The sequence below is a fragment of the Spirillospora sp. NPDC029432 genome, from assembly GCF_040703975.1.
Lineage (GTDB): Bacteria > Actinomycetota > Actinomycetes > Streptosporangiales > Streptosporangiaceae > Spirillospora.
In genome coordinates, this window is sequence record NZ_JBEZWH010000030.1 from 36,729 (window position 1) to 49,505 (window position 12,777).

General features: G+C 72.3%; 12 protein-coding genes and 1 riboswitch. Of the genes, 8 read left to right on the plus strand and 4 right to left on the minus strand.

Annotated features, from left to right (window positions below; all coding sequences use genetic code 11):
- The first annotated feature begins 52 nt into the window (after positions 1-52).
- The 4 genes from AB0881_RS23190 (at position 53) to AB0881_RS23205 (ending at position 3,875) form a co-directional block, all read left to right on the plus strand.
- Positions 53-742 carry a TetR/AcrR family transcriptional regulator gene (locus AB0881_RS23190; protein ID WP_366619753.1) on the plus strand — a complete coding sequence of 230 codons (690 nt, stop codon included), beginning with the start codon at positions 53-55 and terminating at the stop codon, positions 740-742.
- A gap of 102 nt (positions 743-844) precedes the next feature.
- Entirely contained in the window at positions 845-1,951 is a 1,107-nt protein-coding gene (locus AB0881_RS23195) for a ferritin-like domain-containing protein (protein ID WP_366619755.1), read from the plus strand.
- Between the two features lie 62 nt (positions 1,952-2,013).
- Positions 2,014-2,877 (plus strand): SDR family NAD(P)-dependent oxidoreductase, encoded by an 864-nt coding sequence (locus AB0881_RS23200; protein WP_366619757.1) that lies wholly within the window; start codon positions 2,014-2,016, stop codon positions 2,875-2,877.
- A 32-nt stretch (positions 2,878-2,909) separates the two neighbouring features.
- Positions 2,910-3,875: a diiron oxygenase gene (locus tag AB0881_RS23205; protein ID WP_366619759.1), complete on the plus strand. Its 966-nt coding sequence runs from the start codon at positions 2,910-2,912 to the stop codon at positions 3,873-3,875.
- On the opposite strand, the gene AB0881_RS23210 is transcribed toward AB0881_RS23205, so the two are convergent.
- Together AB0881_RS23210 and AB0881_RS23215 are read right to left on the minus strand one after the other, a co-directional pair.
- The gene (locus AB0881_RS23210; protein WP_366619760.1) at positions 3,858-4,544 is read right to left on the minus strand and encodes a 4-phosphopantetheinyl transferase; all 687 of its coding nucleotides are present in this window, start codon (positions 4,542-4,544) and stop codon (positions 3,858-3,860) included. The two genes, AB0881_RS23205 and AB0881_RS23210, sit on opposite strands and share 18 nt — an antisense overlap.
- 364 nt (positions 4,545-4,908) lie before the next feature.
- Positions 4,909-5,640 (minus strand): hypothetical protein, encoded by a 732-nt coding sequence (locus AB0881_RS23215; RefSeq protein ID WP_366619762.1) that lies wholly within the window; start codon positions 5,638-5,640, stop codon positions 4,909-4,911.
- Between the two features lie 178 nt (positions 5,641-5,818).
- On the opposite strand from AB0881_RS23215, the gene AB0881_RS23220 reads away from it, so the two are divergent.
- The gene (locus tag AB0881_RS23220) at positions 5,819-7,396 is read left to right on the plus strand and encodes an ATP-dependent DNA ligase (RefSeq protein ID WP_366619764.1); all 1,578 of its coding nucleotides are present in this window, start codon (positions 5,819-5,821) and stop codon (positions 7,394-7,396) included.
- A gap of 22 nt (positions 7,397-7,418) precedes the next feature.
- On the opposite strand, the gene AB0881_RS23225 is transcribed toward AB0881_RS23220, so the two are convergent.
- Positions 7,419-8,312: a hypothetical protein gene (locus tag AB0881_RS23225; protein ID WP_366619860.1), complete on the minus strand. Its 894-nt coding sequence runs from the start codon at positions 8,310-8,312 to the stop codon at positions 7,419-7,421.
- A gap of 71 nt (positions 8,313-8,383) precedes the next feature.
- Between AB0881_RS23225 and AB0881_RS23230 the strand changes: the two genes are divergently transcribed.
- Complete coding sequence (locus AB0881_RS23230; protein ID WP_366619766.1) at positions 8,384-9,484, plus strand: PLP-dependent cysteine synthase family protein; 1,101 nt, start codon at positions 8,384-8,386, stop codon at positions 9,482-9,484.
- Between the two features lie 64 nt (positions 9,485-9,548).
- Here AB0881_RS23230 and AB0881_RS23235 read toward each other — a convergent pair whose 3' ends face one another.
- On the minus strand, positions 9,549-10,844 hold the full coding sequence (locus tag AB0881_RS23235) for a site-2 protease family protein (RefSeq protein ID WP_366619768.1): 1,296 nt from the start codon (positions 10,842-10,844) through the stop codon (positions 9,549-9,551).
- A 128-nt stretch (positions 10,845-10,972) separates the two neighbouring features.
- Positions 10,973-11,068: riboswitch (glycine riboswitch) on the plus strand.
- Between the two features lie 175 nt (positions 11,069-11,243).
- On the opposite strand from AB0881_RS23235, the gene gcvT reads away from it, so the two are divergent.
- Positions 11,244-12,365: a glycine cleavage system aminomethyltransferase GcvT gene (gcvT, locus tag AB0881_RS23240; RefSeq protein WP_366619770.1), complete on the plus strand. Its 1,122-nt coding sequence runs from the start codon at positions 11,244-11,246 to the stop codon at positions 12,363-12,365.
- A 19-nt stretch (positions 12,366-12,384) separates the two neighbouring features.
- Positions 12,385-12,777, plus strand: a complete 393-nt coding sequence (gene gcvH, locus AB0881_RS23245) for a glycine cleavage system protein GcvH (protein ID WP_366619772.1) — start codon at positions 12,385-12,387, stop codon at positions 12,775-12,777.

Sequence of the window (12,777 nt, forward strand, 5' to 3'; positions counted from 1 at the left end):
AGGTTACTGACGCAGTGTCCAATGAGCTAGATCGACGGAGGGTTTTTCCGCTGTGAGCGCCGCCACTCCCCCGCGTCCCCCGCGCCGCCGCCGCATGTCGCGCGCCGAGCGGGAGCGCCAGATGCTGGACGTGGCCGAGGAGGTGTTCGGCGAGCGCGGCTACCGCGGCGCGTCCATGGACGAGATCGCCGAGCGCTGCGGCGTCTCCAAGCCGATGCTGTACGAGTACTTCGGCTCCAAGGACGGCCTGCTCATGGCCTGCGTCGCCCGATCGCAGGCCGAGCTGCACGAGGTCACCCAGAAGGCGGTGGCGGGCGCGACCACCCCGCGGGACGTGCTGTGGCGCGGCATGGTCGCCTACTTCTCGTTCATCGACTCGCACAGCCGCTCGTTCGCGATGGTGATGCAGCTGCTGCGGAACCCGGTCGGCGGCCCGCCGGAGACCCCGGAGGCGATCGAGGGGATCCGCCGCCAGCAGACCGCGCTGATCTCCGGCGTGCTGGCGACCTTCGCGGCGGGCGCGCCGGCCGACGCGATCGAGGCGTACACCGAGATCATCCTCGGCGCCTCCGAGCGGCTGTCGGTGTGGCGGACCCGGCGGCCGGACGTGTCGGTGGAGCGGACCGCGCGCTACATCACCGACTTCTGCTGGCACGGCCTCAGCCCGTACTTCGACGAGGCGGCGGGCATCGAGGAGGGCACCGAGGCGGGTACTGAGGAAGGCACCGAGGCGCCCGGCTGAGCGGCCGGGCGGCCGTTGACAGTGGCGAGTGCGGCGTGCCACGGTACGTACATCGTACATTTGACGTATGCCGTACGTCGGCCGCCCGCCGAGGAGCCGCCCGTGTCGACGCATGACCTGTACACCGAGCCTGTCCCCGCCGCCACCTACGACATTCCGCTCGCCGGCGACACCCGGTTCACCTGGGAGTACGACGACGGCCGCGACCGCCTACTCGCCCTGTACCAGAAGGGCAAGGACCGGCAGTGGGACTCCACCAAGCGGATCGACTGGGACCTGGAGGTCGACCCGTACGACGTCATGGGCGTCCCCGACCAGTCCCTCGCCATCTACGGCACCAAGTACTGGGACATGCTCAGCCCCAAGGAGCGCGGCGAGCTGCGGCAGCACCAGGCGTCCTGGCAGTTCTCCCAGTTCGTGCACGGCGAGCAGGGCGCGATGGTCACCGCCGCCCGGATCGTGGAGTCGGTGCCCGACCTGGACGCCAAGTTCTACTCCGCGACCCAGACCATGGACGAGGCGCGGCACGTCGAGCTGTTCTCCAGGTTCCTCCAGGAGAAGATCGGGATGGTCTACCCGATCAACACCAAGCTCCAGGAACTGCTGGACGAGACCCTCGGCGACCCGCGCTGGGACATGCCGTACCTCGGCATGCAGGTCCTCATCGAGGGCCTGGCGCTGGCGGCGTTCGGCGTCATCCGCGACATCACCACCAAGCCACTGCCCAAGCAGATCCTCGCGTACGTGATGCAGGACGAGGCGCGGCACGTCGCGTTCGGCCGGATGGCGCTGCGCGACTACTACCGGCAGCTGTCGGCGCCCGAGCTCCGCGAGCGCGAGGAGTTCGTCATCGAGGGCTGCCACCTGATGCGCGACCGCATCCGCGGCCGGGAGATCTGGACCAACTTCGGCATCGACCCCGCCGAGGTCGACGAGATGGTGGAGAACTCCCCGTACATGCGGATGTTCCAGGGCCTGCTCTTCAGCCGGATCGTGCCGTGCGTGAAGGACATCGGGCTGTGGAGCGAGCGGATCCGGGACACGTTCGAGGAGATGGGCGTCCTGGACGCCTCCAAGGCCGACCTGGACGCCCTCATGAGCCAGGACGAGGAGATCGCCGACAAACTGGACGCCGAGCGGTTCGCGGCCGAGGAGGCCGAGCGCAAGGCGGAGGTGGACGCCGTCATCGCGGCCGAACAAGCCGGTTGACGTCCGGCGTCCGGGCACCGGACGATTTCCAGATCGTCCCCCCAGACCCCGGAGGTAGGCACATGCCCCTCGCGCACTTCGACGGCGCCCTCGCCGTCGTCACCGGAGCAGGCGGCGGCCTCGGCCGCGCCACCGCGCTCGCCCTCGCCGAGCGCGGTGCGGCGGTCGTCGCCGCCGACATCGACCTGCCCGCCGCCGAGCGGACGGTGACGCTGGCCAAGGCGCTCGGCGCGGAGAGCACCGCCTACCAGGTGGACGTGGCCGACGCCGCCGCGATGGAGGAGTTCGCCGCCGAGGTGCGCGACACCCGCCGCGTCCCCGACATCGTCGTCAACAACGCCGGGATCGCGATGGCCGGCGACTTCCTCGACCACGAGGTCGAGGACTGGGAGCGCGTCATCGGCGTCAACCTGTGGGGCGTCGTGCACGGCTCGCGGCTGTTCGGCCGGCAGATGGCCGAACGGGTGCGCGGCCTGCCCGCCAAGCCCGACAAGCCCAACTTCGGCGGCCACATCGTCAACATCGCCTCGGCCGCCGGGTACACCCCGTCCCGGGTGATGCCCGCGTACTGCACCACCAAGGCGGCCGTCGTCATGCTGAGCGACTGCCTGCGCGGCGAGCTGGCCGGGCTGCGCATCGGCGTCACCGCGGTGTGCCCCGGTTTCTCCGGGACGAACATCCTGCGGAACGCCACGTTCGTCGGGACGGACCGGGCCACCGCCGAGCGGCTGCGCGAGCGCGCCGACCGGGCGATCCAGGCCCGCCGCTACCCGCCGGAGAAGGTCGCCGAACGCATCGTCGAGGCCATCGTCAAGAACAAGCCGTTCGTTCCCGTCAACACCGAGGCCCACGTCCTGCGGGCGCTGTCGAGGATCTCCCCCGCCTCGCTGCGCCTCCTCGCGCGGGCCCCGGCCGTCCTGCGGTAGACCGCGCCAGGGGGAGGAGAGGAGCCGGAACCATGACCGCCCCCGTCCCCGCCCCCGCCCCGCCGCGCACCCGCACCGCGCGGATCAGGTGCCGCGACGGCGACCACACGCTGGAGCTGACCGACCGCGAGGTGGTCGCCGAGCGGCTGCTGCGCACGTCCCGCAGGCACTCGTTCGACCCGGACACGGACGTGCGCTGGGACGCCCCGCAGGACCCGGACGTGTTCTACGCGCCCCCGCGGCTGGTGTCGATCTACGAGACGCCGCTGTGGGACGCGCTGGACCACCGCCGGCGGGTCGAGCTGTCCAAGCGGGAGATGTGCAGCATCGCCTCGTTCGGCATCTGGTCGGAGCTGATGCTGATGCAGTCGCTCGTCATGCACGCCTACCGGCGCCGCTACGACAGCGACCACGTCGGGTACGCGCTGACCGAGATCGCCGACGAGTGCCGGCACTCCCGCATGTTCGCGCGGATGGTGCGGACCTGCGGGCTGCGCACGCACCGGCCGCGCGCGCTGGAGTTCCAGATGGGCAAGCTCACCGGTGCCGTGTACGACCCGATGCCGATGTTCGCCGGGACGCTGGTCGTCGAGGAGTTCACGGACGCGTTCCAGCGGCTCACGTTCCCGGACGAGAGCGTCCAGCCGATGGTACGGGACGTCACCAGGATCCATGTGATCGAGGAGGCGCGGCACATCAAGTACGCGCGGGAGGAGCTCAAGCGGCTGGTCGCGAAGGCCCATCCCGTACGGCGGCGGGCGGCCGCGTACGGGCTCGCGCAGGCCACCCGGGTGATGGCGACGCAGGTGATCCACCCGTCCTGCTACGAGGCCGTCGGGATCGATCCGCGGCTCGCCCGCCGGGTGGCCGCCCGCAGCCCGCACCGCCGCGCCACGCTGGCGTGGGCGTTCCGCAAGTGCACCGCGTTCTTCGACGAGGTCGGCTTCCTGGACGGCCCCGCCCGCGGCGTCTGGCGAAGGTCAGGCCTGCTGGCCTGAGACCGCGGCGAGCAGCGCCTCGGCGGACCGCTCCTCGACCGGCACGTCCGCGGGATGGTCGAGCAGCGCCAGGCAGGCGGCGTAGCCGGCGCGCGGCGCGAGCGTGCGCATGGCCATCCGGCCGGGCAGGTCGGGGCGCCCCTCCCAGGAGAGCAGCCGGGGCGCCTCGGCGGGGCCCGACACGCGCAGGTCGGCGAGCGGCACGCGGAGCCCGTCGCGGGTGGCCTTCAGGAGCGCCTCCTTGCGGGTCCAGAACGCCGGCAGCCCGCCGGGGCCCTCGCCCGGCGCCAGGAGCAGGCGGGCGACGTCCTCGCCGATCCGGCCGGCGTCCTCCTCGACGTCCACGCCGAGCGGCCCGTACGGCGACACCGCCACCGCGACCAGGTCGCCCGAGTGCGACACCGACAGGTGCGGCCCGCCGGCGATGGCGGGCGGGCCGTGCGGCTCGTCGCAGTCGGCGCAGGCCCGGGTGATCGGAACGTGTTCTGGTGGGACGCCGAGGCGGGCGCCGGCCGCCAGCCGGCTGATCGCGGCGCCGAGCAGGAACCGGTCCCGGTCGGCCTCGCGTAGGTAGCGCTCCCGCCGCCCCCGCTCGACCGGATCGAGCAATCCGGCCAGCCCGGGCCGGGCCGCGTCCCGCGCCGCCCACCAAACAGTAACCGGTTCCACTTCCACTCCATTCTTTGAGCCGCGGACGCTCGCTTTACCCGGCGCCTTGCCCGCCATTAATCACCACGCGCCATTGGATCGTCACGACCACGATAAAGGCCGCGGGATGATGGTCCATCCCGCGGCCCAGTCGGCCGGGAGCCTCAGCTCTCAGCTCGGGTGTCACCTGACCCAGGACACTCCATCCGGCTGTGCGGCCACGTCGCCGACCTCCTCTTTCCCGGAAATGCAAGCCGTCCCGTCCCGGTCACACAGGGATACGTGACACGGCGGGACGCACGCGCCGCCCCGCCCATTTCGGAACAGCCATGGCAGCATGATAAAGCGAATAAGCCATGATCGGTCGTTTCCCGGCGGAAATGATTTACCGGAACGAGCGCAGCACTTCCCGGGCGACCCGGGTCGCATTGCCCAGGCACGCCGCCTCCCGCGCGTCGGCGCCGCCCGCGCCGGCCTGCTCGCTGTAGTGGACCGTCACCACCGCGTTGCGGACCCGCACGGTCACCTCGCCCACCGCCGTCGGCTGGCCCTTGTCGACCTTGAACCGGCGGTACGCCTCGTCCCCCATCCCGGACTGGCGGGCCAGGCTCACGGTCCGCTCCAGCCCGCCCTCGTGGGCCTGCGCCCACTGCGCCCCGAAGTAGCGCCTGGCGTCCTCCACGGGCGTCGCCGTGTGGGCCGGCGCGTACAGGTACGCCTCGACCCGCAGCCACCGGAACCCGTCCGCGCGGGACCAGTAGGTGCACGTCGTCAGCGTCTCGTTGGAGCTCTCCCTGCGCTGCGCCTCCGGGATCAGGCTGCCGACCGTCCCGGCCGCGACCGTCCCGCACGGCGGCGGGAGCTTCCCGATCGCGGCGGGCGAGGCGCCGCCGGAGGACCTCGGCGCCTCCCGGCCGTCCCCGGACGGCATGGACGCCGGCACGACGCGGTCGTCCCCGCCGCCGCCCGGCGCCAGCCAGAAGACCCCCGCGGCCGCCAGCGCGAACGCCAGCAGCGCGACGGCCATCGCCAGCAGCCGCGGCCCCCGGGCCGGCGACGGCGGATCCGGGGGCGAGTACACCCTCTGGAAGGGTTCCGGCGGACGCGGCAGGCCCACGCGTGACTCCTCGGTTGACTCCGTCGGTCGCCCCATGACACTCGCACGGTAATCGCCCCCGTCCCGGCTGACCACCTTTCGCGAAGGCAGGTGTATGTGGCGCCCGCGGTCCCCGCCGGCGCGGGTGCGGCCCGCGCGCCGCGATAACACTGTCGTACCCGGGGAAGACAATGTGACTGTGCTGCTCGTGGAGATCGCCCGTACGTCCGCGGCCGTGGCCGGGACGCCCGCCCGGAAGGCCAAGATCGGACTGCTGGCCGGCTGCCTGCGGGCGGCCGGCCCGGGCGAGGCGCCGTTCGTGGTCGCCTACCTGTCGGGCGAGCTGCCCCAGCGGCAGATCGGCGTCGGGTACGCCTCGCTGCGCGACGTCCCGCCGCCGGCCGCCGAGGCGACGCTGACCGTGCCCGAGGTGGACGCCGCGTTCACCGCGATCGGCGCCGTGGCGGGCAAGGGCTCGGTGGCGCGCCGCCGCGAGCTGCTGGCCGCGCTGATGGGCCGCGCCACGTACGAGGAGCAGGACTTCCTCATCCGGCTGCTGTCGGGCGAGCTGCGCCAGGGCGCCCTGGAGGGCGTGATGGCCGAGGGCATCGCGGCGGCCGCGGAGGTGCCCGCCGCCGAAGTGCGCCGGGCGCTGATGCTGCGCGGCGCGCTCGGCCCGGTCGCCGCCGCGGCACTGGCGGACGGCACCGGCGGCCTGCGGGCGTTCGCGCTGGAGGTGGGCCGGCCGATCAAGCCGATGCTCGCCGCCGCCGCGCCGTCGATGGAGGAGGCGTACCAGAAGATCGGCGGCGAGGCGGCCGTGGAGTGGAAGCTCGACGGCGTCCGCGCCCAGGTCCACATCGCCCGCCCGCCGGACGGCGAGCCGCGGATCGCCGTCTTCACCAGGACGCTCGACGACATCACCGACCGGCTCCCCGAGGTCGTGGAGGTGCTGCGCCGGCTGCCCGTGCGGGACGCGGTGCTCGACGGCGAGCTGATCGCGCTGCGGCCGGACGGGCGGCCGCACCCGTTCCAGGTGACGGGGGCCCGCACCGCCACCCGCGGCCGCCGCGACGGCGGCAGCGGCGGTGGTGGCGGTGGTGGTGGCGGCCCGGAGCGGGTGCCGTTGTCGGTGTTCCTGTTCGACGTGCTGCACCTGGACGGCGAGGACCTGCTCGACCGGCCCGGGGCCGAGCGGCATGCGGCGCTGGAACGGGCCGTCCCCGAGGAGCTGCGGATGCCGCGCCTGGTGACCGCCGACCCGGCCGAGGCCAAGGCGTTCTTCGACGACGCCGTGGCGCGCGGGCATGAGGGTGTCCTGGTCAAGGCGCCCGGCACCGCGTACACGGCGGGGCGGCGCGGCGCCGGCTGGATCAAGGTCAAGCCGCGGCACACGCTCGACCTGGTCGTGCTCGCCGTCGAACGGGGCAGCGGCCGCCGCGAGGGATGGCTGTCCAACCTGCACCTGGGGGCGCGCGACCCGGAGACCGGCGGGTTCGTGATGCTCGGCAAGACGTTCAAGGGGCTCACCGACGAGCTGCTGGCCTGGCAGACCGAGAAGCTGCGCGCCCTGGCCGTGCGGGAGGACGGCTGGACCGTCCATGTCCGGCCCGAGCTGGTCGTCGAGATCGCGTTCGACGGCGTCCAGCGCAGCACCCGCTACCCGGGCGGGATCGCGCTGCGGTTCGCCCGCGTGCTGCGGTACCGGCCCGACAAGTCCGCCGGGGAGGCCGACACGATCGAGACCGTGCGGGCCGTCGCCCCGGTCTTCGACTGACCCGGTCGCCCGCGAGCCGGTCTCAGTTGTGGCGGGTGGGGCGCTCCGGCGACGGCGGCTCGCTCCGGCGGTCGTGGTGCGCGTGGTCGAACGGGCGGCGCCTGACCTGCCGGCGGCGCTCCAGCGTCCGGGTGCGGTGCCGCAGCTCGGGCGGGATCAGGTCGTGCCGGCCCGCGATGAACTCCTGCACCCAGATCTTGGCGCGGATCAGCGGCCGGCGGAACCGGGCCTCGCGGTAGACGGCCGCGCGGTGCTGCCGCGAGCCCGGCGCGTACCGCCAGCGGGCCCACGGCGACCCGGGACGCGCCACCCGGATCACCCCGATCACCAGCAGGAAGGGCAGGAACAGCCCGATGAGACCGGTCCAGATCTTGCCCTTGAGCAGGGTGAGCACGGCCAGCACCAGGTTGATGATCAGCGAGCAGACGTACACGCCGACCAGCAGCGGGCGGCTGATGTCGGCGTCCAGATCCGGCTGCAGGCCCTCGAAGCCGGCCGGGCGCACGCCGAGCAGCAGCAGGCCGGTGACCGCGATCGCCACGAACACGGCGTCCACGCTGGCCCGGCCCTTCTCCGTCCAGTAGACGTCGCTGAGGTGCAGGATCAGCGCAAACTCGTCCAGCACCAGGGCCGAGCCCACGCCGAAGACCACCGCCGCGGTGACGTCCCAGCCCGCGTACTCGTCCGGGACGGCGATGGCCGCGACCCCGCCCACGAGCATCAGCACCACGCCGAACACGACGTGGTGGATGTGCAGGTCCCCCGCCTGGACGTTCTTGAACCAGAACCGGACGTCGGCCCGGATCAGCCGGACGTTCACCCGCGTCACGACGAACGTGACGATGAACGCCAGGAAGAAGCCGAGCAGCGGCGCACGCCCCGCGTCGACGATGCGCAGCGTGAAGAACTCCGACATGATCACCCCAGCCTCCATTTTGCCTTGTGGCGTGCGCGGATATCGTGCTCCCGACGGAAAGGACGGTGCCGATGACCCAGGCCGTGGACCGGTGCGACCCGGATCGGCGGGCGTGGATCGCCGAGGCGATCCGGCTGGTGGAGGCGGACGCCAACCGCAGCGCCGACACGCACCTGCACGTGTTCCCGCTGCCTCCGGAGTGGGGCATCGACCTGTACCTGAAGGACGAGTCCGTCCACCCCACCGGGTCGCTGAAGCACCGGCTGGCGCGGTCGCTGTTCCTGTACGGCCTGGCCAACGGCTGGATCCGCGAGGACACCACGATCATCGAGGCGTCCAGCGGGTCCACGGCGGTGAGCGAAGCCTACTTCGCCCGGCTGATCGGGCTGCCGTTCGTGGCCGTGATGCCCGAGCGCACCAGCCCGGAGAAGATCGAGCTGATCGAGTTCTACGGCGGCCGCTGCCATCTGGTGGCCGACCCGACCGCGATCTACGCCGAGTCGCGGCGGCTGGCCCGCGAGTGCAACGGGCACTTCATGGACCAGTTCACCTACGCCGAGCGGGCCACCGACTGGCGCGGCAACAACAACATCGCCGAGTCGATCTTCGAGCAGCTGCGGCTGGAGCGCTTCCCCGAGCCGTCCTGGATCGTCGTCGGGGCCGGTACGGGCGGCACGTCCGCCACGATCGGCCGGTACGCGCGGTACCGGCGCTTCCAGACCCGGGTGGCCGTCGTCGACCCGGAGGGCTCGGCGTTCTACGGCGCGTTCCAGGACGGCGACGCCACCCGCACGGCGGCGGGCTCCCGGATCGAGGGCATCGGGCGGCCGCGCGTCGAGCCGTCGTTCCTGCCCACCGTGATCGACCGGATGATCCGGGTGCCGGACGCCGCGTCGATCGCCGCGATGCGCTGGACCCGCGCGGTGACCGGCCGGAACGTGGGCGGCTCGACCGGCACCAACCTGTGGGGCGCGGCCGGGCTGATCGCGGAGATGCGGGCGCGCGGCGAGCGCGGCAGCGTGGTCACGCTGATCTGCGACGGCGCCGAGCGGTACGCGCACACCTACTGCTCGGACGCCTGGCTGGCCGGGCAGGGCATCGAGATCGGGCCGTACGTGAAGGCGCTGGAGCACTTCCTGGCAACGGGCGAGGCGCCCACCGTGCCGTCCTGAACGGGGCCGTCCTGAGCCGAGCCCTCCTGAGCGGGGCCGTCCTGAGCGCGCTGCCGGCGCGACGCTAACCCGCGCCGAACCGGATCGGGTTGACCAGGTCGGCGTAGATCAGCAGCCCGCCCATGACGATCAGCACCACCGCCATCACGTACGTGACGGGCAGCGCCTTGGCGACGTCCACGTACCCGGGGTCGGGGCGGCCGAACAGCCGGGCGAAGAACTTCTTGATCGCCTCCAGCAGCGCCCCGGCCATGTGCCCGCCGTCCAGCGGCAGCAGCGGGATCAGGTTGAACAGCCCGACCGCCAGGTTGAGCGAGCCGAGCAGCAGGATGAACATCTCGACCTTGTCGAGCACCGGCTGCGGGGACGCGGCGATCTCGCCGCCGAGCCGGCTGACGCCGACGACGCCGATCGGCCCGTTCGGGTCGCGCTTCTCGCCGCCGAACGCGGCCTCCCAGACGCCGACCATCTTCTGCGGCAGCCGGATCAGCGCCCCGGCGGTGTGCGCGGTCAGCTCGGCCATGTGGTCGGCAACCGCGACCGGGCCCTTGCGCTCCCGCTCCTGGAGCGGGGTGATGCCGAGGAACCCGACGGTGACGACCTTGTCGTTGTCCTCCAGGTCGTACATCTTGTTACTGGCGATGGGCACCTGGAGCGGGATGGTCTTGCCGGCCCGCTCGACCTCCATGGCGACCGTCCGGCCGCCGGAGTCGCGGATCATGGCCTGGAGCTCGGAGTACTCGCCGACCTTCTTGCCGCCGAAGGAGACGATGCGGTCGCCGGGCTTGAGGCCCACCGCGGCGGCCGGGGTCGGGGTGTAGCCCTGCGGGCAGTCGGTGAGCTTGGAGTTCGCCGGGATGGCGCACTTCTCGACCGTGGAGATCACCGGCTGCGGGGTGAGGGTGCCGATGCCCATCAGCAGGATCGCGAAGAAGATCACCGCCAGCAGCAGGTTCATCGCGGGGCCGGCGAACATGATCGTGAGCTTCTGCCACCACTTCTTGGCGTAGAAGACGCGGTCCTCGTCGCCCGGCCGCACCTCCTCCAGCGCCGCGCCCCGGGCCGACTCGATCAGCCCCTGCCACGGGCCCGTGCTGATCTGCCGCACCTGGCCGGAGGCGTCCCCCTTGCGCGGCGGCAGCATCCCGATCATCCGGATGTAGCCGCCGAGCGGGATCCACTTGATGCCGTACTCGGTCTCGCCCTTGTGCCGCGACCACAGCGTCGGCCCGAAGCCGACCATGAACTGCGTGGTGCGCACCCGGAACAGTTTCGCGAACGAGAAGTGCCCCAGCTCGTGCAGGGCGATCGACGCCATCAGGCCGAAGAACAGGATCAAGACTCCCGCCAGCCAGCCCATGCGTGCCCCGTTCCTCGACGATCTCGGACGACCTGTCAAGGGTACGTGATACGCGGTAGGCGCGACCGCGTACCGATCCACACACATGGCCCCGGACCGGACGGCGCTGCTAGCCTGGCGGCAGCCGCTGATCCCGTGCGGGAGAGTCCCTGGCAGCCGGTCAGGGACGCCGAAGGAGCAACTCCTCCCCGGAACCTCTCAGGCCCACGGACCGCACGGACCAGGCGACCTCTGGAAAGCGGGGACGCGCCCCACGGGAGCCGTCCCCCGCCGAAGGTGAAAGCCCTCCCCCGGGACGGGTGAAGCTCTCAGGCGCCGATGACAGAGGGGGAGGCCCAGACCACGCCCGGTGCGGGTGGGACGATTGACCCACGCGCCCGCGACGAAGGAGCCGACCCCGTGCCCGCCGAGAACACCGACACCACCGGAACACCGCCAGGACCGCCGCCCAGGACGACCCCGCTGTACGAGGTGCACCGGGAGCTCGGCGCCAACCTGGTCGACTTCGCCGGCTACCTGATGCCGCTGCGCTACGCGAGCGAGACCGCCGAGCACCGCGCGGTCCGCACCGGCGCGGGGCTGTTCGACCTGTCCCACATGGGCGAGATCTTCCTGGACGGGCCCGGGGCGGGCGCCGCGCTGGACTACGCCCTGGTCGGCAACCTGTCGCCGATGGCCGTCGGCAAGGCCCGCTACACGATGATTTGCGCGCCGGACGGCGGGGTGCTGGACGACCTGATCGTGTACCGGCTGGCCGACGAGACGTTCATGGTGGTCGCCAACGCCGCCAACGCCGCGGTCGTCCTGGACGCCCTCGCCGAGCGGGCGGCCGGCTTCGAGGCGCGGGTGACCGACCGGTCCGCCGACTACGCCCTGATCGCCCTCCAGGGGCCCGAGGCGCAGGGCATCCTGGCCCGCTTCACCGGCGCGCCGCTGCCCGACCTGAAGTACTACGCGATCACCGCCGACGAGGTCGCGGGCGTGGACGCGCTCATCGCCCGTACCGGCTACACGGGCGAGGACGGCTTCGAGCTGTTCGTGGACGCCGCCGACGCCGTCCGGCTCTGGCGGGAGCTGGCCGCCGTCGAGGGCGTCGTCCCGGCCGGGCTCTCGGCGCGCGACACGCTCCGCCTCGAAGCGGGCATGCCCCTGTACGGCAACGAGCTGACGGCCGAGACCACCCCGTACGAGGCGGGCCTCGGCCGGGTCGTCAAGCTGGACAAGCCCGGCGATTTCGTGGGCAAGGCCACGCTGGCCGCGCAGGCGCAGACCCCGCCAGGCCGTAGGCTCGTGGGGCTGGTCGCGCGCGGCCGCCGCGCGCCCCGCAAGGGGTACGAGGTGGTCACGTCCGACGGCACGCCGTGCGGGGTGGTGACGAGCGGCGCCCCGTCGCCCACACTGGGCAGGCCGATCGCCATGGCGTACGTCGACTGCACGGTGTCCGGCGAGCTGGCCGTGGACGTCCGCGGCAGGCGCGAGCCGGTCGACGTGGTCGATCTGCCCTTCTACAAGCGTTCCTGAGATCTGGAGAGAAAGCATCGTGAGCGTTCCGGAGCAGCTCCGCTACAGCGAGGAGCACGAATGGGTGTCGGGCCTCGGTGAGGACGGCGACGGCATCGTGACCGTCGGCATCACCGCGCACGCCGCCGACGCCCTCGGCGAGATCGTCTTCCTCGAGCTGCAGCCCGGCGAGGGCGACACGGTCGAGGCCGGCGAGCCGTGCGGCGAGGTGGAGTCCACCAAGTCCGTCAGCGAGCTCTACTCCCCCGTCAGCGGCGAGATCACCGCGGTCAACACCGCCGTGGTCGACGAGCCCAAGGTCATCAACGACGACCCGTACGGCGAGGGCTGGATCTTCAAGGTCCGGATCTCCGAGGAGCCGGGCGACCTGCTGGACTCGGCGGCGTACGCCAAGCTGACCGAGGAGGGCTGA

Excerpts from the sequence above, each read along its gene's own strand:
- AB0881_RS23205 (WP_366619759.1), top strand. The coding sequence starts at position 2,910 with ATGACCGCCCCCGTCCCCGCCCCCGCCCCGCCGCGCACCCGCACCGCG.
- AB0881_RS23235 (WP_366619768.1), bottom strand. The coding sequence starts at position 10,844 with ATGGGCTGGCTGGCGGGAGTCTTGATCCTGTTCTTCGGCCTGATGGCG.
- AB0881_RS23225 (WP_366619860.1), bottom strand. The coding sequence starts at position 8,312 with ATGTCGGAGTTCTTCACGCTGCGCATCGTCGACGCGGGGCGTGCGCCG.
- AB0881_RS23230 (WP_366619766.1), top strand. The coding sequence starts at position 8,384 with ATGACCCAGGCCGTGGACCGGTGCGACCCGGATCGGCGGGCGTGGATC.
- AB0881_RS23200 (WP_366619757.1), top strand. The coding sequence starts at position 2,014 with ATGCCCCTCGCGCACTTCGACGGCGCCCTCGCCGTCGTCACCGGAGCA.